Origin of the sequence: Streptomyces sp. NPDC056527, assembly GCF_042794475.1 — a bacterium.
GTDB lineage: Bacteria > Actinomycetota > Actinomycetes > Streptomycetales > Streptomycetaceae > Streptomyces.
On the sequence record NZ_JBHTTQ010000015.1, the window covers coordinates 54,112 to 72,888 of the forward strand.

Annotated in this window: 22 protein-coding genes and 1 riboswitch; of the genes, 15 read left to right on the plus strand and 7 right to left on the minus strand. The window is 71.6% G+C overall.

Translation table 11 applies throughout. The features are described 5' to 3' along the window. Nucleotides 1–4: 4 nt before the first annotated feature. Nucleotides 5–289, minus strand: coding sequence for a type II toxin-antitoxin system Phd/YefM family antitoxin (locus ACFQ7Q_RS11310; protein WP_383552489.1), 285 nt, complete (start codon nt 287–289; stop codon nt 5–7). A gap of 54 nt (nt 290–343) precedes the next feature. Here ACFQ7Q_RS11310 and ACFQ7Q_RS11315 point away from each other — a divergent pair, with 54 nt between their 5' ends. The 3 genes from ACFQ7Q_RS11315 to ACFQ7Q_RS11325 all read left to right on the plus strand — a co-directional run bounded on the left by ACFQ7Q_RS11315 (nt 344) and on the right by ACFQ7Q_RS11325 (nt 2,272). Further along, nucleotides 344–967, plus strand: a complete 624-nt coding sequence (locus ACFQ7Q_RS11315) for an ATP-dependent Clp protease proteolytic subunit (RefSeq protein WP_383552492.1) — start codon at nt 344–346, stop codon at nt 965–967. Nucleotides 968–974: 7 nt separating this feature from the next. Beyond that, the gene (locus ACFQ7Q_RS11320; protein ID WP_383552495.1) at nt 975–1,280 is read left to right on the plus strand and encodes a hypothetical protein; all 306 of its coding nucleotides are present in this window, start codon (nt 975–977) and stop codon (nt 1,278–1,280) included. Between the two features lie 314 nt (nt 1,281–1,594). Then, nucleotides 1,595–1,792: riboswitch (cyclic di-AMP (ydaO/yuaA leader) on the plus strand. Nucleotides 1,793–1,795: 3 nt separating this feature from the next. Then, complete coding sequence (locus tag ACFQ7Q_RS11325) at nt 1,796–2,272, plus strand: C40 family peptidase (protein WP_383552497.1); 477 nt, start codon at nt 1,796–1,798, stop codon at nt 2,270–2,272. Between the two features lie 76 nt (nt 2,273–2,348). On the opposite strand, the gene ACFQ7Q_RS11330 is transcribed toward ACFQ7Q_RS11325, so the two are convergent. After that, nucleotides 2,349–2,978, minus strand: a complete 630-nt coding sequence (locus ACFQ7Q_RS11330) for a LysE family translocator (protein ID WP_383552500.1) — start codon at nt 2,976–2,978, stop codon at nt 2,349–2,351. Nucleotides 2,979–3,050: 72 nt separating this feature from the next. Between ACFQ7Q_RS11330 and ACFQ7Q_RS11335 the strand changes: the two genes are divergently transcribed. Next, entirely contained in the window at nt 3,051–3,959 is a 909-nt protein-coding gene (locus ACFQ7Q_RS11335) for a LysR family transcriptional regulator (protein ID WP_383552503.1), read from the plus strand. Here ACFQ7Q_RS11335 and ACFQ7Q_RS11340 read toward each other — a convergent pair. Together ACFQ7Q_RS11340 and ACFQ7Q_RS11345 are read right to left on the minus strand one after the other, a co-directional pair. Continuing rightward, entirely contained in the window at nt 3,956–4,405 is a 450-nt protein-coding gene (locus ACFQ7Q_RS11340) for an ATP-binding protein (protein WP_383552506.1), read from the minus strand. The genes ACFQ7Q_RS11335 and ACFQ7Q_RS11340 overlap by 4 nt on opposite strands. Nucleotides 4,406–4,574: 169 nt before the next feature. Next, on the minus strand, nt 4,575–5,741 hold the full coding sequence (locus ACFQ7Q_RS11345; RefSeq protein WP_383552509.1) for an 8-amino-7-oxononanoate synthase: 1,167 nt from the start codon (nt 5,739–5,741) through the stop codon (nt 4,575–4,577). Between the two features lie 144 nt (nt 5,742–5,885). Between ACFQ7Q_RS11345 and bioB the strand changes: the two genes are divergently transcribed. From bioB to ACFQ7Q_RS11370, 5 genes are all read left to right on the plus strand, one after another. Then, the gene (bioB, locus tag ACFQ7Q_RS11350) at nt 5,886–7,142 is read left to right on the plus strand and encodes a biotin synthase BioB (protein WP_383552512.1); all 1,257 of its coding nucleotides are present in this window, start codon (nt 5,886–5,888) and stop codon (nt 7,140–7,142) included. Then, complete coding sequence (locus ACFQ7Q_RS11355; RefSeq protein ID WP_383552515.1) at nt 7,135–8,415, plus strand: adenosylmethionine--8-amino-7-oxononanoate transaminase; 1,281 nt, start codon at nt 7,135–7,137, stop codon at nt 8,413–8,415. The genes bioB and ACFQ7Q_RS11355 overlap by 8 nt, the downstream gene beginning before the upstream one ends. Nucleotides 8,416–8,548: 133 nt before the next feature. Further along, nucleotides 8,549–9,265 (plus strand): dethiobiotin synthase, encoded by a 717-nt coding sequence (gene bioD, locus ACFQ7Q_RS11360; RefSeq protein ID WP_383552518.1) that lies wholly within the window; start codon nt 8,549–8,551, stop codon nt 9,263–9,265. Between the two features lie 18 nt (nt 9,266–9,283). After that, nucleotides 9,284–9,628, plus strand: coding sequence for a VOC family protein (locus tag ACFQ7Q_RS11365; protein ID WP_383552521.1), 345 nt, complete (start codon nt 9,284–9,286; stop codon nt 9,626–9,628). Nucleotides 9,629–9,704: 76 nt separating this feature from the next. Continuing rightward, complete coding sequence (locus ACFQ7Q_RS11370; RefSeq protein WP_383552524.1) at nt 9,705–10,370, plus strand: class I SAM-dependent methyltransferase; 666 nt, start codon at nt 9,705–9,707, stop codon at nt 10,368–10,370. A 12-nt stretch (nt 10,371–10,382) separates the two neighbouring features. Here ACFQ7Q_RS11370 and ACFQ7Q_RS11375 read toward each other — a convergent pair whose 3' ends face one another. After that, nucleotides 10,383–10,754, minus strand: coding sequence for a fic family toxin-antitoxin system, toxin component (locus tag ACFQ7Q_RS11375; protein ID WP_376441973.1), 372 nt, complete (start codon nt 10,752–10,754; stop codon nt 10,383–10,385). Next, nucleotides 10,751–10,978, minus strand: coding sequence for an antitoxin (locus ACFQ7Q_RS11380; RefSeq protein ID WP_383552527.1), 228 nt, complete (start codon nt 10,976–10,978; stop codon nt 10,751–10,753). Before ACFQ7Q_RS11380 ends, ACFQ7Q_RS11375 begins: the two co-directional genes overlap by 4 nt. A gap of 47 nt (nt 10,979–11,025) precedes the next feature. On the opposite strand from ACFQ7Q_RS11380, the gene ACFQ7Q_RS11385 reads away from it, so the two are divergent. Then, entirely contained in the window at nt 11,026–11,889 is an 864-nt protein-coding gene (locus ACFQ7Q_RS11385; RefSeq protein WP_383552530.1) for a TIGR03621 family F420-dependent LLM class oxidoreductase, read from the plus strand. A gap of 15 nt (nt 11,890–11,904) precedes the next feature. Here the strand turns inward: ACFQ7Q_RS11385 and ACFQ7Q_RS11390 are convergent, their stop codons facing one another. Continuing rightward, nucleotides 11,905–12,315 (minus strand): Fur family transcriptional regulator, encoded by a 411-nt coding sequence (locus tag ACFQ7Q_RS11390; RefSeq protein ID WP_383552532.1) that lies wholly within the window; start codon nt 12,313–12,315, stop codon nt 11,905–11,907. Between the two features lie 229 nt (nt 12,316–12,544). Here ACFQ7Q_RS11390 and katG point away from each other — a divergent pair, with 229 nt between their 5' ends. The 5 genes from katG (at nt 12,545) to ACFQ7Q_RS11415 (ending at nt 18,701) form a co-directional block, all read left to right on the plus strand. After that, nucleotides 12,545–14,764 (plus strand): catalase/peroxidase HPI, encoded by a 2,220-nt coding sequence (katG, locus tag ACFQ7Q_RS11395; protein ID WP_383552534.1) that lies wholly within the window; start codon nt 12,545–12,547, stop codon nt 14,762–14,764. Nucleotides 14,765–14,895: 131 nt separating this feature from the next. Continuing rightward, nucleotides 14,896–15,333, plus strand: a complete 438-nt coding sequence (locus ACFQ7Q_RS11400) for a GNAT family N-acetyltransferase (protein ID WP_383552536.1) — start codon at nt 14,896–14,898, stop codon at nt 15,331–15,333. A gap of 142 nt (nt 15,334–15,475) precedes the next feature. After that, nucleotides 15,476–16,816: a hemolysin family protein gene (locus ACFQ7Q_RS11405; protein ID WP_383552538.1), complete on the plus strand. Its 1,341-nt coding sequence runs from the start codon at nt 15,476–15,478 to the stop codon at nt 16,814–16,816. Further along, nucleotides 16,813–17,832: a hemolysin family protein gene (locus ACFQ7Q_RS11410; protein WP_383552541.1), complete on the plus strand. Its 1,020-nt coding sequence runs from the start codon at nt 16,813–16,815 to the stop codon at nt 17,830–17,832. Before ACFQ7Q_RS11405 ends, ACFQ7Q_RS11410 begins: the two co-directional genes overlap by 4 nt. A gap of 89 nt (nt 17,833–17,921) precedes the next feature. After that, a complete protein-coding gene (locus ACFQ7Q_RS11415; RefSeq protein WP_383552544.1) occupies nt 17,922–18,701 on the plus strand; it encodes an SGNH/GDSL hydrolase family protein in 780 nt (259 codons plus the stop codon). Nucleotides 18,702–18,777: the final 76 nt, after the last annotated feature.

Consider the following 18,777-nt stretch of genomic DNA (forward strand, 5'->3'; position numbering starts at 1 on the left):
TTTCTCATGCCTCGGGGGTGCCCGGGTCGCGGTGACGGGCCGCGATGCCGAAGCGGCCCTGTTCACCCGGAGCGGACGTGAGCGTGCGGACGGTGGAGACCGAACTGACCACCCGCTCCTCGGCCGCGTCCTGCGCCGCTTCGAGTTTCTCCAGGTCAGCGGCGGAGACCAACGCCACGAGCGGCTTGCCGTGCCGGGTCACGACGACCCGCTCGTCGCCGTACACCACGCGGTTGATCAGGTCGGCGAGCTCTGCGCGTGCTTGCGTCACCGGAATCTCATAGGCCATGCTCCACATCTTACGGAATGTACGTCCTGTACATTTTGGAGCAAGGAGGCCGCCATGGATGCCCGCTACGTCCTTCCCGAGTTCACCGAGCGCACCAGCTTCGGCAGTCGGACCCTCGACCCGTACTCCAAGCTGCTGGAAGAGCGGATCGTCTTCCTCGGGACACCGATCGACGAGATCTCGGCCAACGACGTCATCGCCCAGCTGCTGCACCTGGAGTACGCCGACCCCGACCGGGACATCTCGCTCTACATCAACTCCCCCGGCGGTTCGCTCAGCGCGATGTCCGCGATCTACGACACGATGCAGGTCGTCACCTGCGACGTGGAGACCACCTGCCTCGGCCAGGCCGCCTCCACCGCCGCCGTGCTGCTCGCGGCCGGCGCCCCCGGCAAGCGGCTGGCGCTGCCCGGCGCCCGGGTCGTGCTCCAGCAGCCCACGATGGACGAGCCGTTGCAGGGGCAGCCCAGCGATCTCGACATCCAGGCGCGGGAATTGCTCCGGCTGCGCGCCATGGTCGCCGGGATGCTGGCCACCCACACCGGACGGAGCCGCGAGCGGATCGACGCCGACATCGACCGCACCACGATCCTCGACGCACCGGCCGCCACCGCGTACGGCCTGGTGGATCACGTGATCCAGAACCGCGGGGCGTCCGGCGGCGCCGGGGCGAGGTGAGCCGGGGATGGTTCCCGAGCTGCCGCCACTGCCAGCGCTGACCCGCGCCGAGGGCGAGTTCGTCGACGCCTATCTCGAAGTCGTCGATCTCCTGGGTCGAATCAATCCATCCAGAACTTTACATACTTATGGGGCGCTACGGGCGGCCCAGGCCCTGGTGGGACGGGCGACCGCCCTGCGCGACGCCCTGACGGTGATGCATATACGCGGTGAGGCCGAAGTGCACGCGGAGACATTGGCCCGAGCACTGCGGGTGCTGGACGGTGAGCGCCGCGCGGAGCGCGTCACCGTGCCGGGGACACGAGCGAGTTGACATATCCGCGTGTCGTGTCGAGGTCCACTCGGCCCATCACGACCACGGAAATCCTCGCTCGTTCGGCGTAGTCGACGAATCGACATATGTGCGGGGTGAGTTGCGCAACAGGTGTACGCATCTGGTGGAATCGGGCGTTTCTCCCCTGGTACGGGGCTCGTCGGCCAAACCTCAGAAGATCACGAAACATGTCTGTCCACCCGAATGGATCAGTCGTGAGGAGCCTCACATAGCGTCGTTTCAACTCGGATTTCGCCCCGGATGTGGGTCAAGATCCCTCACGACGACAAGCCCCCGCCACCGCGGCGGGGCGGTCCGGGCGGACGCCGAGTCCTGCCGCTGTCCCGGATGTCTGGTCGACAGGAGTGGATCGGCAGGAGTGGAGGACCCGAGCAGTACGGGACGACCGAGCCGTGGGGCCGTTCCTCGGGGTGAAGCCGCAGCCGCGGCCGGGCAACTTCGCCAGTCCGAACCCGACAGGTCATCCTTCACAGGCGGCTGACGAAGGGTTGCGCATGACTGCGCAGATTCATGTCCCGTCCCTGCTGTCCCGGGCCGGAGCCGTCTCGGCTCTCACCCTCGCCGCCGTCGGCGGCACGATGCTGGCGCCGGGCGCCACCTCGGAGGCCCAGGCCGCGACCGCGCACGCCGGCAAGGCGCTGAGCGTCGCGGCGGCCAAGAAGGGATCGCCCTACAGGTACGGAGCGTCCGGACCGACCCGGTTCGACTGCTCGGGGCTCACGCTCTACTCGTACAAGAAGGCGGGCAAGTCGCTGCCCCGTACCGCTCAGCAGCAGTACAACAAGACCCGGCACATCTCCGCCTCCAGCCGGCAGAAGGGTGACCTGGTCTTCTTCCACTCGGGTGGACGGGTCTACCACGTGGGAATCTACGCAGGGAACAACAAGATCTGGCACTCGCCCAAGACGGGCTCCTGGGTGAAGCTCGACAGGATCTGGTCGTCCAGGGTCTATTACGGCCGGGTCCGGTGACCGGGTGACCTCATGAGCGGCTGAACGAGGCCGTCACGGGGGTGCGGTGGCGCCGCCGCACCCTCACGCAGCGGCCTCAGTTCCCCGCGAGGGGAGCCGACAGCAGGGTCAGCCCGAGGGCGGCGAGCGCGCCGCCCGTCACCCCCTGCACGGTCCTGGCCGTCCACGGACGGCGCAGCCAGTGACCGAGGCGGTCCACCAGGACGGCCACCAGGGGGAACCACAGCAGCGCGAGCAGCACCACGATCGAGGCGAGCAGCAGCGTGCGCGGCAGCACCGCGACGCCGTCCGGCACGAACTGCGGCAGCAGGCTCAGAAACAGCACGGGTGCCTTCGGGTTCAGCACATTGGCAAGGAACCCCTGGCGCAGGGCGCGGGCGACGTTCGCCTCCCCCGCGGTGTCGGCCGACGGCTCCCCCGTCGCCCGCAGCGCGCCGCGCAACGCCTGCGCGCCGAGGTAGAGGACGTACGCGCCGCCGGCGATCTGCAGGACGCGGTAGAGCACCGGTACCGCGATCAGTACGGCCGCGAGGCCCGCCACCGCGAGAGCGGTGTGCACCAGGAGCCCGCCCGCCACGCCGACGGCACTGGCCACCCCGGCGCGCCGGGAGGCGAGGGCGCTGCGTACGACGACGGTGAAGTCGGCGCCCGGCATGGCCACCATGCCCGCCGCGAGCCCGATGAAGGCGATCAGCTGTCCGTCCATGACCCCAGCCTGCCGCCCACGAGCCTTTAGTGTGTAGACACGATCTTCTGGGTCTGGCCAAAGGAATCCTTTATGCAGGATCTGGTGCGGCTCGCGGCGCTGGTGGCGGTCGCCGAGGACGGCTCGATCACCCGGGCCGCCACCCGGCTCGGCTACACCCCGCCCGCGCTCTCTCAGCAGCTCGCCAAACTGGAGCGCGAGGCGGGCGCCGCACTGCTCGTCCGGCACCACAGGGGCGCGCGGCTCACACCCGCGGGCGAGCTGCTCGTCACCCGCGCGCGCCGCGTCCTGGACGAGATGGAGCAGGCGCGCCACGAGCTGGCGCAGCTCAGCGGCCTCTCCGGCGGCCGGCTGCGGGTCGGTACCTTCACCACCGTCGGGATCCATCTGTTGCCACCGGTCCTGAGCGCGTTCCGCCGGGCCCATCCGGACGTGGAGTTGACGGTGGCCGAGTACGAGCCGCCGGGCGGGGTTGCGGCGGTGGCGGCGGGTGAGGTCGATCTGGCGTTGACCCACACCTACGAGCCCGCCGAGTCCGCGCCGCTGCCTCCGGGGGTCGTGCTGGAGCCCCTGCTGGTGGAGGAGTTGGTCCTGGTCACGGCTCCGGGCCATGCACTGGCGGAGGGTTCGGGGCGGCTGCCGATCGCGGAGCTGGCCGGACAGCCGCTGATCAGCAGCGCGCCGGACCACCCGCCGAGGCAGGGTGTGGAGGGTGCGCTGGCCCGGGCCGGTGCGACCCCGTCGGTCGTGTGCCGGACGCCGGGATACGCCCTGGTGTGCGCGCTGGTCAGCGCGGGGCTCGGGGTGGCGGTGGTGCCGGAGCTGGTCGCCTCGATGGCGGCGACGCCGCTGGGCGTACGGGCATTGGAGCCGACGTCGTTCCGCCGGACGATCTCGGTGGCGCACCGGGGCGAGGAGTCGGGGCCGGCGGCGCGGTCGCTGCGGGCGCTGCTGCGGGGCGGGTTCGCCCGGTCGGCCTAACCCAGGGGGGCGGGGAGCCTGTCCGGCGAGGCCGTCCAGGGGAGGTTGATCCAGACCGTCTTGCCGCCCTCGCTGGTCGGGGTGACCGAGAGCCGGCCGCCCGCCTCCGCCGTCAGGAAACGGATGATCACCATCCCCCGGCCGTTGTCCTGCTGCACCGCGGCCGGGAGCCGCTTGGGCCAGCGGGGGTGACTGTCGGTGACGCCGATGTGGAGCTGTTCCTCACGCTCCAGCCGGACGTCGACGGTGAAGGTGGGCGACTGCCCGAAGGTGTGCTGGACGGCGTTGGTCGCCAGTTCCGAGACGATCAGCCGGACCGTGTCGGCGGTGTCGCCCGCCTCGGCGAGTCCCCAGCCGGTCAGGATGTCGGCGACATATCTGCGGGCGGCGGACACCGAGGCGGGATCGCTCGGCAGAGTGACGGTTGCTTCCTGGTGGTCTGCCATGGCGACGCTGTCCCTTTCCCACCGGGCCCGGCCCGGATTGCGCTACGCGTCAGAGTGCCACCGATCGTGCCGCCCCGTATGGCGATCCACCAAGATATGTGCATATTTGTCGCTCGAAGCGGTGAACTCTGCTACGGGAGACCGTATTTGGGCGGCCGGGCTGGTCCGCTCAGCGAGCCGGCGGTGCGGTGCGCACGATCGTCTCCACCGCCCGGTCGATCTGCGCGTCCGTCAGATCCGCGCGGGCCGTCAGGCGCAGCCGCGAGATGCCGTCCGGGACCGACGGAGGCCGGAAGCAGCCCACGGCGAGGCCCAGTTCGCGGCAGTCGGCCGCCCACCGCAGCGCGTCCTCGGGCGAGGGGGCGCGCACCGATACGACGGCCGCGTCCGGGCGTACGGCGGTCAGACCGGCCTCGGTGAGCATCCGGTGCAACGTGGTGGCGACGGTACGCGCGCGCTCGGCGAGGCCGGGCTCGCCGTGGACGAGCCGCAGGCTCGCGAGGGCGGCGCCCGCGGCGGCCGGGGCCAGACCGGTGTCGAAGATGAACGTCCGCGCAGCGTTGACCAGGTGCTCGACGACCCGTGCGGGGCCGAGGACGGCACCGCCCTGGCTGCCGAGCGACTTGGAGAGGGTGAGGGTGGCGACCACGTCCTCGTCACCGGCGAGCCCCGCGGCGGCCAGGGCGCCCCGGCCGCCGTCACCGAGCACGCCCAGGCCGTGGGCGTCGTCCACGACGAGTGCGGCGCCGTGGGCGCGGCAGGCGTCGGCGATCTCGGTCAGTGGGGCCTTGTCGCCGTCCACGGAGAAGACCGAGTCGGTGACGGCGAGGGCCCGGCGGCCCTCATGGGCCCGGAGGGTCTTGCGTACCGCTTCGGGGTCCGCATGCGGGACCACGGCCGTCTCGGCGCGCGAGAGCCGGCAGCCGTCGACGATCGAGGCGTGGTTGCCTGCGTCCGAGACGATCAGCGAGTCGCGGCTGCTCAGCGCGGTGAGCGCGGCGAGGTTGGCGGTGTAGCCGGAGGAGAAGACGAGGGCGGCCTCGAAGCCGCAGAACTCGGCGAGTTCGCGCTCCAGGCGGGTGTGCAGCCGGGTGGTGCCGGTGACAAGGCGGGAGCCGGTGGCGCCCGCGCCCCAGCGCCGTGCCGCCTCGGCCGCCGCCTCCGTGATCTCGGGTCGACGGGTCAGCCCGAGGTAGTCGTTGCTCGCCAGGTCGAGCAGGTCCGATTCGGCGGCGCGGGGCCTGAGCGTGCGGACGAGCCCGGCCCGCTCGCGGCGGCGTGCCTCGGCGTCGGTCCAGTCGAACGCGGTCCCGCGCGTGTCCTCGTCCCGGTGCATGGGGCAGATCCTTTTGTAGGCAGCGCACAGACCCTAACCGCCCGGGGCCGAGGTCAGGGTGTGGCCATGCACACACCTCAAACGGCCTCGTTTGTTCGGATCCTCCTTGGCCGCGAGGTGTGCGGTAGGCGAGGATCACCCTTTATGGACCTGCTGAACACGCTGGTGGAGAAGGGGCTGCGGCGCGAGCTGCCGAGCCGTGAAGAAGCGCTCGCCGTGCTGGCGACCTCCGACGACGAACTGCTCGATGTGGTGGCCGCGGCCGGCAAGGTACGCCGCCAGTGGTTCGGGCGTCGGGTGAAGCTGAACTACTTGGTCAATCTGAAGTCCGGGCTGTGTCCCGAGGACTGCTCGTACTGTTCCCAGCGGCTCGGCTCGACGGCCGGGATCCTGAAGTACACCTGGCTGAAGCCGGACGAGGCGTCCCAGGCCGCCGCCGCCGGTGTCGCGGGCGGTGCGAAGCGGGTCTGCCTGGTGGCGAGCGGTCGTGGGCCGACGGACCGGGACGTGGATCGGGTCGGCAAGACCATCGAGGCGATCAAGGAGCAGAACGAGGGCGTCGAGGTCTGCGCGTGCCTCGGTCTGCTCTCGGACGGCCAGGCGGAGCGGCTGCGTGAGGCGGGCGCCGACGCCTACAACCACAACCTGAACACGTCCGAGGGGACGTACGGGGAGATCACGACCACCCACACCTACCAGGACCGGGTGGACACCGTGCAGAAGGCGCATGCCGCCGGTCTGTCCGCCTGCTCCGGTCTGATCGCGGGCATGGGCGAGAGCGACGAGGACCTGGTCGACGTCGTCTACGCGCTGCGCGACCTCGACTCGGACTCGGTGCCGGTGAACTTCCTGATCCCGTTCGAGGGCACTCCGCTCGCGAAGGAGTGGAACCTCACCCCGCAGCGCTGCCTGCGGATCCTGGCGATGGTCCGCTTCGTCTGCCCGGACGTGGAGGTCCGGATCGCGGGCGGGCGCGAGGTGCACCTGCGCTCGATGCAGCCTCTCGCGCTGAACATCGCCAACTCGATCTTCCTCGGCGACTACCTGACGAGCGAGGGCCAGGCCGGTCAGGCGGACCTCGACATGATCGCGGACGCGGGCTTCGAGATCGAGGGCGCGGGCACGACGACGCTGCCGAAGCACCGCGCGGACGCGCTCGCGGCGGCGGGTGCCGCCGGTGGGTGCGGCTCCTCGGCCTCGGCCGGCTGCGGCTCCCAGGCCGAGACGGGTGCGGGCTGCGGCTCGCACGCCGAGGCGGGCGGCGGCTGTGGGCCGTGCGGTGGCCACGCGACGCAGGCGGAGGCCCCGGAGACCGAGCCGGCCGAGGTGCCGGGAGCCCGTACGGACCTGGTCGCGGTGCGCCGCCGGGGCGCCGGGACGGAGCTCGCGCCGAATGCGTAACGAGGAACTGCTCGCCCTGGACCGGGCGCACGTCTGGCATCCCTACGCGCCCATGCCGGGCCGTACGGACCCGCTGGTCGTCGCGTCCGCGTCCGGGGTACGGCTCAAGCTCGCCGAACCCGTTCACGGTCAGGACGAGTTGATCGACGGCATGTCCTCGTGGTGGTCCGCGATCCACGGCTACAACCACCCCGTGCTCAACGAGGCGGCGCGCGGCCAGCTGGACCGGATGAGTCATGTCATGTTCGGCGGGCTGACCCACGAGCCGGCCGTCCGGCTCGCCGCCCGCCTGGTGGAGATCACCCCCGAGCCGCTCCGGCATGTCTTCCTCAGCGACTCGGGCTCGGTCTCCGTCGAGGTCGCGGCCAAGATGTGTCTGCAGTACTGGCGCTCGGTCGGCAAACCCCGCAAGCAGCGGCTGCTGACCTGGCGTGGCGGCTACCACGGCGACACGTGGCAGCCGATGTCGCTGTGCGACCCGGAGGGCGGGATGCACCAGCTGTGGTCGGGCGTGCTCCAGCAGCAGGTCTTCGTGGACGCGCCGCCCACCGCGTACGAGGAGTCGTACGCCGAGATGCTTCGGGAGCAGATCGCGCTCCACGCGGACGAGATCGCCGCGGTGATCGTGGAGCCGGTGGTGCAGAACGCGGGCGGGATGCGGTTCCACCCGCCCGAGTACCTGCGGGTCCTGCGTGAGGCGTGCGACGAACACGGCGTGCTCCTGATCTTCGACGAGATCGCGACCGGGTTCGGGCGCACCGGCACGTTGTTCGGCGCCGACCACGCCGGCATCTCGCCCGATGTGATGTGTGTGGGCAAGGCGCTGACCGGCGGCTATCTGTCGATGGCGGCGACGCTCTGCACGACGCGGATCGCCGAGGGGATCTCGCTCGGCGAGGTCCCGGTGCTCGCCCACGGGCCGACGTTCATGGGCAACCCGCTGGCCTCGGCCGTGGCCCTCGCCTCGCTCGACCTGCTGATGTCGCAGGACTGGGCGCTGGAGGTCAAGCGGATCGAGACGGGGCTCCGCGAGGGTCTCGCCGAGGCCGCCTCGCTGCCCGGCGTCCGGGACGTGCGGGTGCTCGGCGCCATCGGCGTCGTCCAGCTGGACCACGACGTCGACATGGCCGCGGCCACGGAGGCGGCGGTCCGGGCGGGCGTGTGGCTGCGGCCGTTCCGCGACCTGATCTACACGATGCCGCCGTTCGTGACCGGCGACGCGGACCTGGCGCGTATCTGCGCCGCGGTGCGCGCGGCCGCGGTGGCGGGCTGACCGACCGGGCCGCGCCGCCCGGAGCAACGGAAGCCGGTCCGTGCCGATGCCCTGCGGGGCCCGGTGCGGGCCGGCGCGCCAGACGACCCCACGACCGTGCGGCCGCGGGGGCTCAGAGAGGATGCGACACACCATGACCGTCATCGTCGTCAGCGGTTCGGGCACGGAGATCGGCAAGACGATCGTGACGGCGGCCGTGGCCGCCGTCGCCACGGCCCAGGGCCGTTCGGTGGCCGTGCTCAAGCCCGCCCAGACCGGGCTCGAACCGGGCGAGCGCGGGGACGCGGACGAGGTCGTACGGCTCTCCGGGGCGGGGACCTCGGCCGAACTGGCGCGGTTCCCCGAGCCGTTGGCGCCCGCCACGGCCGCCCGGCGGGCGGGCATGGCGCCGGTCGGGCCCCAGGAGGTCGCCGAGGCGGCCGCGAAGCTGGCCACCGAGCACGATCTGGTCCTGGTTGAGGGTGCGGGCGGGCTCCTGGTCCGGTTCGACGAGGAGGGCGGCACCCTCGCCGACGTGGCCCGTCTGCTCGGCGCCCCGGTGCTCGTCGTGGTGCCCGCCGGGCTCGGCACGCTCAACACCACCCAGCTCACCGCCGAGGCGCTCGCGGCACGCGGCATCGAGCAGCTCGGCGTCGTCGTCGGCAGCTGGCCGGCCGCCCCGGACCTGGCCTCGCGCTGCAATCTGGCCGAACTGCCGGAGATGGCCGGGGCGCCGCTGCTCGGAGCCGTGCCGGAGGGCGCGGGCGGTCTCGATCCGGCCGCGTTCCGGGCGCGCGCGGGCGAGTGGCTGGCCCCGGCGCTCGGCGGGGCCTGGGACGCCGAAGGGTTCACCGCGAGCGCCCGGCCCTGACCTCCGTAAGCTGGAGCCATGCGCGCACACGTTTCGGAGCTCGTTTTCGACTGCGCCGATCCGGCGGCTCTGGTGCGGTTCTGGGCCGGCCTCCTCGGCGGGGCTCCGGTCGACCCGAGCCCCGACAGGTCCTACGTCGAGCCGCCCGGTTTCGTACGGATCGCCTTCCAGCAGGTGCCCGAGGGCAAGGCCGTCAAGAACCGGCTCCATCTGGATCTGGAGGCACCCGAGCTGGACGCGGCGGCCGACGAGGCGACCGCCCTCGGCGCGAGCCGCGTCGGTGGCATCGTCACCGACCCTCAAGGGGCCTTTCAGGTGATGCGTGACCCCGAGGGCAACGAGTTCTGCTTCGTGTCGGGCTGAGAAGGGCGGTACGCGGGCAGAATCCTCCCGTCCGTCCGCGTCTGCGCCCTCGAGCGTCGGAGGAGGAGGTCCGCGTATGTCCACGCGTTCCACCCGGGTCCCCCGGGACGCCGTCCACCATCCCCTCTTCGCGCGCTTCTACGCGCGGTTCAGCGTCTCCGCGGATACGAAGGGCGGCATCGGCGCCCTTCGTACGGAGCTGCTGACCGGTCTGTCCGGCCGCGCCATCGAGATCGGCGCCGGGAACGGGCTGAACTTCGCGCACTATCCCGGCACGGTGTCCGAGGTCGTGGCCATCGAACCCGAGCGCCACCTGCGGTCGTTGGCGGCCGATGCCGCCCTGCGCGCCGAGGTGCCGGTGGATGTGGTGCCCGGTGCGGCGGAGGCGCTCCCGGTGGAGAGCGAGGCGTTCGACGCGGCGGTGGCCTCGCTGGTTCTGTGCACGGTACGGGATGTGCCGAGGGCGCTCGCCGAGCTGCGCCGTGTGCTGCGCCCGGGTGGTGAACTGCGCTTCCTCGAGCACGGGTTGGCGCCCTCGCCCGGGATGGCCCGGACCCAGCGCGCCCTGGACCGCACGGTGTGGCCGCTGCTGTTCGGCGGCTGTCACACGGCGCGCGATCCACTGGCGGCGATCGAGGCGGCGGGGTTCGAACCGATCACGTACCGCGAGTTCACCGTGCCGGAGAAGGGGACTCGACTCCCCTCCTCCTACTGCGTGTTGGGCTCGGCTCGACGGGTCTGAGAAGCCGAAGGATCAACGGCTCCACTGACGCAGCTCGGCGGCGATGACGCGGACGTCGGCCTCGCCCTTCTTGACCAGGCGGGCCAGATCGCGGACCTGTTCGGGCGAGGTGACGACCTTCAGACCGCTGGCGACGAGATAGCCGTAGGCCACGGCCGAGGCGAACATCGCGTTGGAGTGTTCCAGGGCCGGGATGTGCAGCAGGAGTTGGAGCAGGGCGGCGGCGCGGGCGTGCGGGTCGCTGTAGACGGGCACGCCGAAGATCTCGGCGTCGTGCCGGCCGACCGCGGCGACGAGCGCGCCCCAGTCGGTGACCTGGGGGTCGCCGGGCGTCTGGTGTTCGGCGACCATGAGCAGCCAGGAGATGTCGACCGTGAGGCTCATGCGGTGCGGCCACGCTCCGAGGCGAACTCCTCGGCGAACACGCCCTCGTACTGCCTCATGAAGTCGGCGGCCGCCTCGACGAAGGCCCGCCCCGACTCGCCCGCGTCCTGCTGGACGAGCTCCTCGATATAGCGGTTGACGCTCACTCCGCGCTGTTGTGCCCTTCGGCGGGCCGTGTCGGCGGTAGTTTCGTCCACACGTACGTTCAGCTGAGTCTTGGCCACACGACCACGCTAGCGCCGGCGCGCTAGCACCGACAAGGGGAGCCGCCATGGCATTACCGTTCCGCTTCGCGGTCAACATGCTGAAGCCCGGCACCGGCGAGGAGTGGCGCGCACGCTGCCGCCGCGCCGAGGAACTCGGCTACGACCTGATCCTCGTCCCCGACCATCTGGGGATGCCCGCCCCCTTCCCCGCCCTGGTGGCCGCGGCCGAGGCCACGACCCGGCCGCGCGTGGGGACCTTCGTACTCAACGCGGGCTTCTGGAATCCGGCGCTGCTGGCTCGCGAGGTCACCACGACGGACGCCCTGACCGCCGGCCGGCTGGAGCTGGGACTGGGCGCGGGCTATGTGCGCGAGGAACACGAGCGGGCGGGGATCGACTTCCTCCCGCCGGGCCCGCGGGTCGACCATCTCACCCGCACCGTCGAGGAGTTGGAGCGGATCCTCGACACGGAGGGGGCGTCCCGCCCTCCGCTGCTGATCGGCGGCAACGGCGACCGCGTGCTGCGTCTCGCCGCCCGCCACGCCGATGTCATGGCCTTCACCGGCGGACGCACCGAGGGGGGCCGGGTCGAGGTCCTGTCCGCCGAGGAGATGGACGAGCGGGTGGCCACGTACCGCCGCTTCGAGAAGGAGGCCGACCGCCTCGCCCCGGCCGAGCTGAACCTGCTGCTCCAGCGGGTCGTGGTGACCGAGGACCGGGCCACGGCGCTGGCGGACTTCCTGCCGTACGTGTCGCATCTGAGCGAGAACCAGGTCCTGGAACTCCCACTGCTCGCCGTCGGCAGCGTGCGGGAGATCGCCGACCGCTTGCGCGAGCAGCGCGAGCGGTACGGGTTCTCGTATCTCACGGTCCTGGACGACGCCATGGAGACGTTCGGACCGGTGATCGAGGAGCTGCGCACGGGCTGACGCGGCCCGGACCCGCTACGCGCAGGAGGGGCACAGCCCTCGGTACGTGACCTCGACCTCGGACACCGCGAAGCCGAACCGCTCCTCCGCCGGGAGGTCGGCCAGGAGGTCGCCGGTCGGGTGGACGTCACGGATGGTGCCGCAGCCGGCGCAGACCAGGTGCTGGTGCGGCTGGTGCGCGTTCGGGTCGTAGCGCTTCGCGCGGCCCTCGGTGGAGACCTCGATGACCTCGCCGAGGGAGACCAGCTCCCCCAGGGTGTTGTAGACCGTCGCCCGGGAGATCTCGGGCAGCCGCCGGGCCGCGCGGACGTGGACCTCGTCGGCCGTGAGGTGCACATGGTCGCCGTCGAGGACCTCCGCGACGACACGCCGCTGCGAGGTCATCCGCCAGCCACGCCCACGCAGTCGCTCCAGCAGGTCGCTCATGTCGGTTCACCCATTCAGCTCGGACTTCGGAGGGACACGCGACGTTCACCAAGGGACGTCAGGCTTCCGATGGGATAGAGGATTGGCGCGCTTCTTGACTTGGACTCTGTCTATCGTAGGATCTATTCCGGCAATAGCCAAGGGACAAGATGGCTCCGGTCGGCGGCACGACCGCCTCCGGAGTCGCCCCGGCTGAGCACCGCGATCCGCCCCGTCCGGAAGGATTCCCATGTCCGAGAACCACGATGCAGTCGTCACCGACGCGAAAGCCGAGGGAGCGGGTGGCTGCCCGGTCGCGCACACCGCGCGTGCCGCGCACCCGACCCAGGGCGGCGGAAACCGCCAGTGGTGGCCGGAGCGGCTCAATCTGAAGATCCTTGCCAAGAACCCCGCGGTGGCGAACCCGCTCGGCGAGGAGTTCGACTACGCCGAGGCGTTCAAGGCCCTCGACCTGGCGGCCGTCAAGCGCGACATCGCGGAGGTGCTCACCACCTCGCAGGACTGGTGGCCCGCGGACTTCGGCAACTACGGCCCGCTCATGATCCGTATGGCCTGGCACAGCGCCGGTACGTACCGCATCAGCGACGGCCGCGGCGGCGCCGGCGCCGGCCAGCAGCGCTTCGCCCCGCTGAACAGCTGGCCGGACAACGGCAACCTCGACAAGGCCCGCCGCCTGCTGTGGCCGGTCAAGCAGAAGTACGGCCAGTCCATCTCCTGGGCCGACCTCATGATCCTCACCGGCAATGTCGCCCTGGAGTCGATGGGCTTCACGACCTTCGGCTTCGCCGGCGGCCGCGCCGACGTGTGGGAGCCCGACGAGGACGTCTACTGGGGCCCCGAGACCACCTGGCTCGGCGACGAGCGCTACACCGGTGACCGCGAGCTGGAGAGCACGCTCGGCGCGGTCCAGATGGGCCTCATCTACGTCAACCCCGAGGGCCCCAACGGCAACCCGGACCCGATCGCCGCGGCCCGCGACATCCGCGAGACCTTCCGCCGCATGGCGATGAACGACGAGGAGACCGTCGCCCTCATCGCCGGTGGCCACACCTTCGGCAAGGCGCACGGCGCCGGCCCGGCGGAGAACGTCGGCGCCGACCCCGAGGCCGCGCCGCTCGAGGCCCAGGGCCTCGGCTGGGCGAACTCGTACGGCACCGGCAAGGGCGGCGACGCGATCACCAGTGGCCTCGAGGTCACCTGGACCACCACGCCCGCGCAGTGGGGCCACGACTTCTTCAAGCACCTCTTCGAGTACGAGTACGAGCTCACCAAGAGCCCGGCCGGTGCTCACCAGTGGGTGGCGAAGAACTCCGAGGAGATCATCCCCGACGCCCACGACGCGTCGAAGAAGCACCGCCCGACCATGCTCACCACCGACCTGTCGCTGCGCTTCGACCCGGCCTACGAGCAGGTCTCGCGCCGCTTCTACGAGAACCCGGAGCAGTTCGCGGACGCCTTCGCCCGCGCCTGGTACAAGCTGACGCACCGCGACATGGGCCCGGTCGTGCGCTACCTCGGCGCGGAGGTCCCCTCCGAGGTGCTGCTGTGGCAGGACCCGCTGCCGGCGCGCGAGGGCGAGCTGATCGACGCCGCGGACATCGCCTCCCTCAAGGAGCAGATCCTCGGCTCGGACCTCACGGTCGCCCAGCTGGTCTCCGCGGCCTGGGCCGCGGCCTCCTCCTTCCGTGGCAGCGACAAGCGCGGCGGCGCCAACGGCGGCCGCATCCGCCTGGAGCCGCAGCGCAACTGGGAGGTCAACAACCCGGACGAGCTCGCGCAGGTCCTGCGTACGCTCGAAGGCGTCCAGGAGTCCTTCAACTCCGCGGGCGGCAAGCGGGTCTCGCTGGCCGACCTGATCGTGCTCGCGGGCTCCGCGGCCGTCGAGAAGGCGGCCAAGGACGGCGGCCACGACGTCGAGGTGCCGTTTACGCCGGGCCGTGTCGACGCCGCGCAGGAGCAGACGGACGTCGAGTCGTTCGCCGCGCTCGAGCCGGCCGCCGACGGCTTCCGCAACTACGTCGGCAAGGGCAACCGTCTGCCGGCCGAGTACCTCCTGCTCGACAAGGCGAACCTGCTGACCCTCAGCGCCCCCGAGCTGACGGTCCTCGTCGGCGGCCTCCGTGTCCTGGGCGCCAACCACGCCCAGTCCAAGCACGGCGTCCTGACGAACAAGCCTGGCACGCTGTCCAACGACTTCTTCGTCAACCTGCTCGACCTGGGCACGACGTGGAAGTCGACGTCCTCGGCGCAGGACGAGTTCGAGGGCCGCGACGCGGCGGGCGAGGTCAAGTGGACCGGCACCCGCGCCGACCTGGTCTTCGGCTCGAACTCCGAGCTGCGCGCGCTCGCCGAGGTCTACGCGAGCAACGACGCGAAGGGGAAGTTCGTGAACGACTTCGTCGCCGCGTGGACGAAGGTCATGGAGCTGGACCGGTTCGACCTCGTCTGACCGTGAAGCCCGGGCCCTGAGGCCCCGGCCGTGATGTCCAGGCCCGCCCTTTCGGGCGGGCCTGGACTGCTGTCCGCCCGTATGGCGAAACACGGTCGACGGCGGCCGGAGGCGGTGGTGGGATGCGGATCATGACCGAACTGCGCATCCGGACCGCCGCCCCGACCGACCTCGACGCCGTCCTCGCCTTCTGGAAGGTGGCCGCCGAGGGCACCAGCATCAGCGACGACCGGGACGGGATCGAGCGGCTCGTGGCCCGCGACCCCGAGGCCCTGATCCTCGCCGAGCGCGGCGACGAGCTCGCCGGCACGGTGATCGCCGGCTTCGACGGCTGGCGCTGCCACCTCTACCGGCTCGCCGTCCACCCGGACCATCGCCGCCGGGGCGTGGGCGGGGCTCTGCTCGCCGCGGCCGAGGAGCGCTTCGTGCGGCTCGGCGGGCGCCGGGCCGACGCCATGGTCCTCGACCACAACGAACTCGGGCAGCACGCCTGGCGTGCGGCGGAGTACGACCCCCAGCAGCAGTGGACCCGCTGGGTCAAGCCGCTGCCGGCCGCCCCGCACGGGTGAGCCGCTTTGCCCGTCCTTTACCATGGGTACTTCTTCCCTCCCGCACGATCGAAAGGTGTGAGCGTCCGCCCATGGGCGAGCCTCCCAGTACCAAGCGCGCGATCCCTCTGCCCGTGACTGATCATGGGACGGAGGTGAACCGATGATCGAAGTGCTTCTGCTCGTGGTGGCGCTGCTGCTCTCGCTCGCGTGCGGTGCCTTCGTCGCGGCCGAGTTCTCGCTCACCACCGTCGAGCGGTCCGAGCTCGAACGGGCCGTGGAGCGGGGTGAGAGGGGCGCGGCGAGCGCCCTCAAGGCCGTCAAGTCGCTCACCTTCCAGCTCTCCGGCGCCCAGCTCGGCATCACCGTCACCAACCTGATCGTCGGCATGCTCTCCGAGCCCTCGATCGCCGCGCTGATCCGCGGTCCGCTCGAGGACCTCGGCATCTCCTCCTCCGTCGCCTCCTCGGTCGCCCTGGTCATCGGCACCGCCCTGTCGACCGTCGTCCTGATGGTCGTCGGCGAGCTGGTCCCGAAGAACTGGGCGATCTCCTCGCCGCTGGCGATCGCCAAGCGGGTCGCCACGCCGCAGCGGGTGTTCACCGCGGCCTTCAAGCCGCTGATCAGCCACCTCAACAACACCGCGAACCGGATCCTGCGACGGCTCGGCATGGAGCCGACCGAGGAGCTGGCCTCGGCGCGCTCCCCGAAGGAGCTCGTCGCGCTGGCCCGCCACTCCGCCAAGGAGGGCGCCCTGGAGGCGGACACCGCCGAACTGTTCGTGCGGACGCTGAACCTGGCCGAGCTGACCGCGGAGAACGTGATGACCCCGCGCGTCCAGGTCACCGCCCTGGAGGTGCAGGCCACCGCGGAGGACGTCGCCAACGCGACCCGCGCCACCGGCCTGTCCCGCTTCCCCGTCTACCGGGGCAGCCTCGACGCGGTGGTCGGGATCGCCCACATCAAGGACGTCCTGGCGATACCGGCCGACGAGCGGCCCCGCCGCCGCATCGGGGACATGCTGCGCGAGCCGCTGCTCGTGCCCGAGACCCTGACCGTCGACCGGCTGCTCGACCGGCTGTCCGGCAAGCAGACGATGGCTGTCGTCATCGACGAGTACGGCGGCACGGCCGGCGTCGCGACGCTGGAGGACATCGTCGAGGAGGTCGTCGGCGAGGTGCGCGACGAGCACGATCCGCACGAGACGCCCGACCTCGCACCGGCGGGCGTGGACGCGGACGGACGTGAGCTCTGGTCCGCCGACGGCGCCGCGCGCACCGACCAGCTGGAGGCCATCGGCCTGCGGGTGCCGGACGGACCGTACGAGACCCTGGCGGGCGTCCTCGCCACCTCCCTGGGGCGGATCCCCGCCGTCGGCGACAGCGTGGAGCTGGCCGGCTGGGAGCTCGACGTGGTGGACGCCTCCGGGCGCCGGGCCGCGCGGGTGCTGATGCACGCGCCGTCCGCCGAGGAGACCCAGGAGACCGGGGAGACGGGCCGATGATCGCGATCCAGCTGTTGATCGGCTTTCTGACCCTGGTCGTGAACGCCTTCTTCGTCGGCGCGGAGTTCGCTCTGATCTCCGTACGCCGCAGTCAGATCGAGCCCGCGGCCGAGGCCGGGGACCGGAGGGCGCGCAGCGTCATCTGGGGTCTGGAGCACGTCTCGGCGCTGCTCGCCGCGGCACAGCTCGGCATCACGCTGTGCACCCTGGTGCTCGGCATCGTCGCCGAGCCCGCCATCGCGCATCTGCTCGAACCCGTCTTCGACGCGGTCGGCGTGCCGCACGGCCTGGTGCACCCGATCTCGTTCGTGATCGCGCTGTCCGTGGCGACCTATCTGCACATGCTGCTCGGCGAGATGGTCCCGAAGAACATCGCGCTGGCCGAGCCGACCCGCTCGGCGCTGGTCCTCGGCCCGCCGCTGGTGGCGATCGCCCGGGCGCTGCGTCCGGTGATCTTCACGATCAACGCCTTCGCCAACGCGATCCTGAAGCTGCTGCGGGTGGAGGTCAAGGACGAGGTCTCGGCGACCTTCTCGGACGACGAGCTGGCCAGGATGGTCACCGACGCGGGCGTCACCGGGCTGCTCGACGACCGTACGGCGGAGCGCCTGCACGACGCCCTGGAACTGGGCCGCCGCCCGGTGCGGGACGTGGTCATGCCGGTGGAGAAGGTCGTGTACGCGGCGATCGGCACGACGCCGGAGGAGCTGGAGGCGCTGTCCGCCGAGTCGGGCTTCTCCCGCTTCCCGGTGGTCGACACGGGCCGCCGGATCCTGGGCTACCTGCATGTGAAGGACGCCCTGGACGCGACCCCGCGCGACCTGCCCTTCCCGGTCTCGGCCATGCGGCCGATCGCCCGGGTCCGGGCGGCCACGCCGATGGACGACGTGCTGTCGGCGATGCGCCGCAGCCGTACGCACCTGGCGGCGGTCCTGGACGAGGACGGCAAGCTGGCCGGTCTGGTCACGATGGAGGACGTCCTGCGGGAGCTGGTCGGACGCCCTGCGGCGCCGTAACGGTGAGGGTCCGGGGCCCCGGGGCGCTTGCGCGTCCCGGGGCTCCGGCGGATCGGCATCCGCATACCAACCGGTATGATCGCTCCGTCATGGAGATGAATGCCACCTACACAAGTCTGGTCGCCGTCGGCGACAGTTTCACCGAAGGCATGTCGGACCGGCTGCCCGACGGGACCTATCGGGGGTGGGCGGACCTCCTCGCGGCCCGGCTGGCCGCCCGCACCACCGACTTCCGGTACGCGAACCTCGCGGTACGGGGGAAGCTCATCGGCCAGATCGTGGAGGAGCAGGTCGACCTGGCCGCCGCGATGAAGGCGGACGTGGTGACCCTGGTCGGCGGTCTGAACGACACGCTGCGGCCGAAGTGCGACATGGGCCGGGTCCGGGGGCTGCTCACCGAGGCGGTAGAGAAGCTCGCGCCGTCCTGCGGGCAGCTCGTCCTGATGCGCAGCCCGGGCCGCAACGGTCCCGTCATGCAGCGCTTCCGTCCGCGCATGGAGGAGCTCTTCGACTACATCGACGAGCTCGCCGCCCGGCACGGCGCCCTGGTGGTCGACCTGTACGGAGCGCCCGCACTCGGCGACCCGCGCCTGTGGGACGTCGACCGGCTCCACCTGACCGACGAGGGCCACCGACGGGTGGCCGAGGCCGTGTGGCAGACGCTGGGCCTGGCCCCCGAGGCCGACTGGCGGACGCCGATGCCTCCGACGATGCCCCCGGGCTGGGTGACCCGCCGGATCGGCGACGCGCGGTTCGCCAGGGAGCACCTGGGCCCGTGGATCGGCCGCCGCCTGACCGGCCGCTCCTCCGGGGACGGCCGCCCGGCCAAGCGCCCGGAGCTGCTTCCGTACGAGCCGCCGACGGCGTAGCGGTGTCCGGGGGATCACACGGGACACCGAGCCGCCGACGGCGTAGGGGCGTCCGGGGGGATCGCACCGGACACCC

Bases quoted from the DNA above. Each gene is read 5' to 3' on its own strand.
- ACFQ7Q_RS11310 (WP_383552489.1), bottom strand. From the start codon at position 289: ATGGCCTATGAGATTCCGGTGACGCAAGCACGCGCAGAGCTCGCCGAC.
- ACFQ7Q_RS11315 (WP_383552492.1), top strand. From the start codon at position 344: ATGGATGCCCGCTACGTCCTTCCCGAGTTCACCGAGCGCACCAGCTTC.
- ACFQ7Q_RS11320 (WP_383552495.1), top strand. From the start codon at position 975: ATGGTTCCCGAGCTGCCGCCACTGCCAGCGCTGACCCGCGCCGAGGGC.
- ACFQ7Q_RS11325 (WP_383552497.1), top strand. From the start codon at position 1,796: ATGACTGCGCAGATTCATGTCCCGTCCCTGCTGTCCCGGGCCGGAGCC.
- ACFQ7Q_RS11330 (WP_383552500.1), bottom strand. From the start codon at position 2,978: ATGGACGGACAGCTGATCGCCTTCATCGGGCTCGCGGCGGGCATGGTG.
- ACFQ7Q_RS11335 (WP_383552503.1), top strand. From the start codon at position 3,051: ATGCAGGATCTGGTGCGGCTCGCGGCGCTGGTGGCGGTCGCCGAGGAC.
- ACFQ7Q_RS11340 (WP_383552506.1), bottom strand. From the start codon at position 4,405: ATGGCAGACCACCAGGAAGCAACCGTCACTCTGCCGAGCGATCCCGCC.
- ACFQ7Q_RS11345 (WP_383552509.1), bottom strand. From the start codon at position 5,741: ATGCACCGGGACGAGGACACGCGCGGGACCGCGTTCGACTGGACCGAC.
- bioB (WP_383552512.1), top strand. From the start codon at position 5,886: ATGGACCTGCTGAACACGCTGGTGGAGAAGGGGCTGCGGCGCGAGCTG.
- ACFQ7Q_RS11355 (WP_383552515.1), top strand. From the start codon at position 7,135: ATGCGTAACGAGGAACTGCTCGCCCTGGACCGGGCGCACGTCTGGCAT.
- bioD (WP_383552518.1), top strand. From the start codon at position 8,549: ATGACCGTCATCGTCGTCAGCGGTTCGGGCACGGAGATCGGCAAGACG.
- ACFQ7Q_RS11365 (WP_383552521.1), top strand. From the start codon at position 9,284: ATGCGCGCACACGTTTCGGAGCTCGTTTTCGACTGCGCCGATCCGGCG.
- ACFQ7Q_RS11370 (WP_383552524.1), top strand. From the start codon at position 9,705: ATGTCCACGCGTTCCACCCGGGTCCCCCGGGACGCCGTCCACCATCCC.
- ACFQ7Q_RS11375 (WP_376441973.1), bottom strand. From the start codon at position 10,754: ATGAGCCTCACGGTCGACATCTCCTGGCTGCTCATGGTCGCCGAACAC.
- ACFQ7Q_RS11385 (WP_383552530.1), top strand. From the start codon at position 11,026: ATGGCATTACCGTTCCGCTTCGCGGTCAACATGCTGAAGCCCGGCACC.
- ACFQ7Q_RS11390 (WP_383552532.1), bottom strand. From the start codon at position 12,315: ATGAGCGACCTGCTGGAGCGACTGCGTGGGCGTGGCTGGCGGATGACC.
- katG (WP_383552534.1), top strand. From the start codon at position 12,545: ATGTCCGAGAACCACGATGCAGTCGTCACCGACGCGAAAGCCGAGGGA.
- ACFQ7Q_RS11400 (WP_383552536.1), top strand. From the start codon at position 14,896: ATGACCGAACTGCGCATCCGGACCGCCGCCCCGACCGACCTCGACGCC.
- ACFQ7Q_RS11405 (WP_383552538.1), top strand. From the start codon at position 15,476: ATGATCGAAGTGCTTCTGCTCGTGGTGGCGCTGCTGCTCTCGCTCGCG.
- ACFQ7Q_RS11410 (WP_383552541.1), top strand. From the start codon at position 16,813: ATGATCGCGATCCAGCTGTTGATCGGCTTTCTGACCCTGGTCGTGAAC.
- ACFQ7Q_RS11415 (WP_383552544.1), top strand. From the start codon at position 17,922: ATGGAGATGAATGCCACCTACACAAGTCTGGTCGCCGTCGGCGACAGT.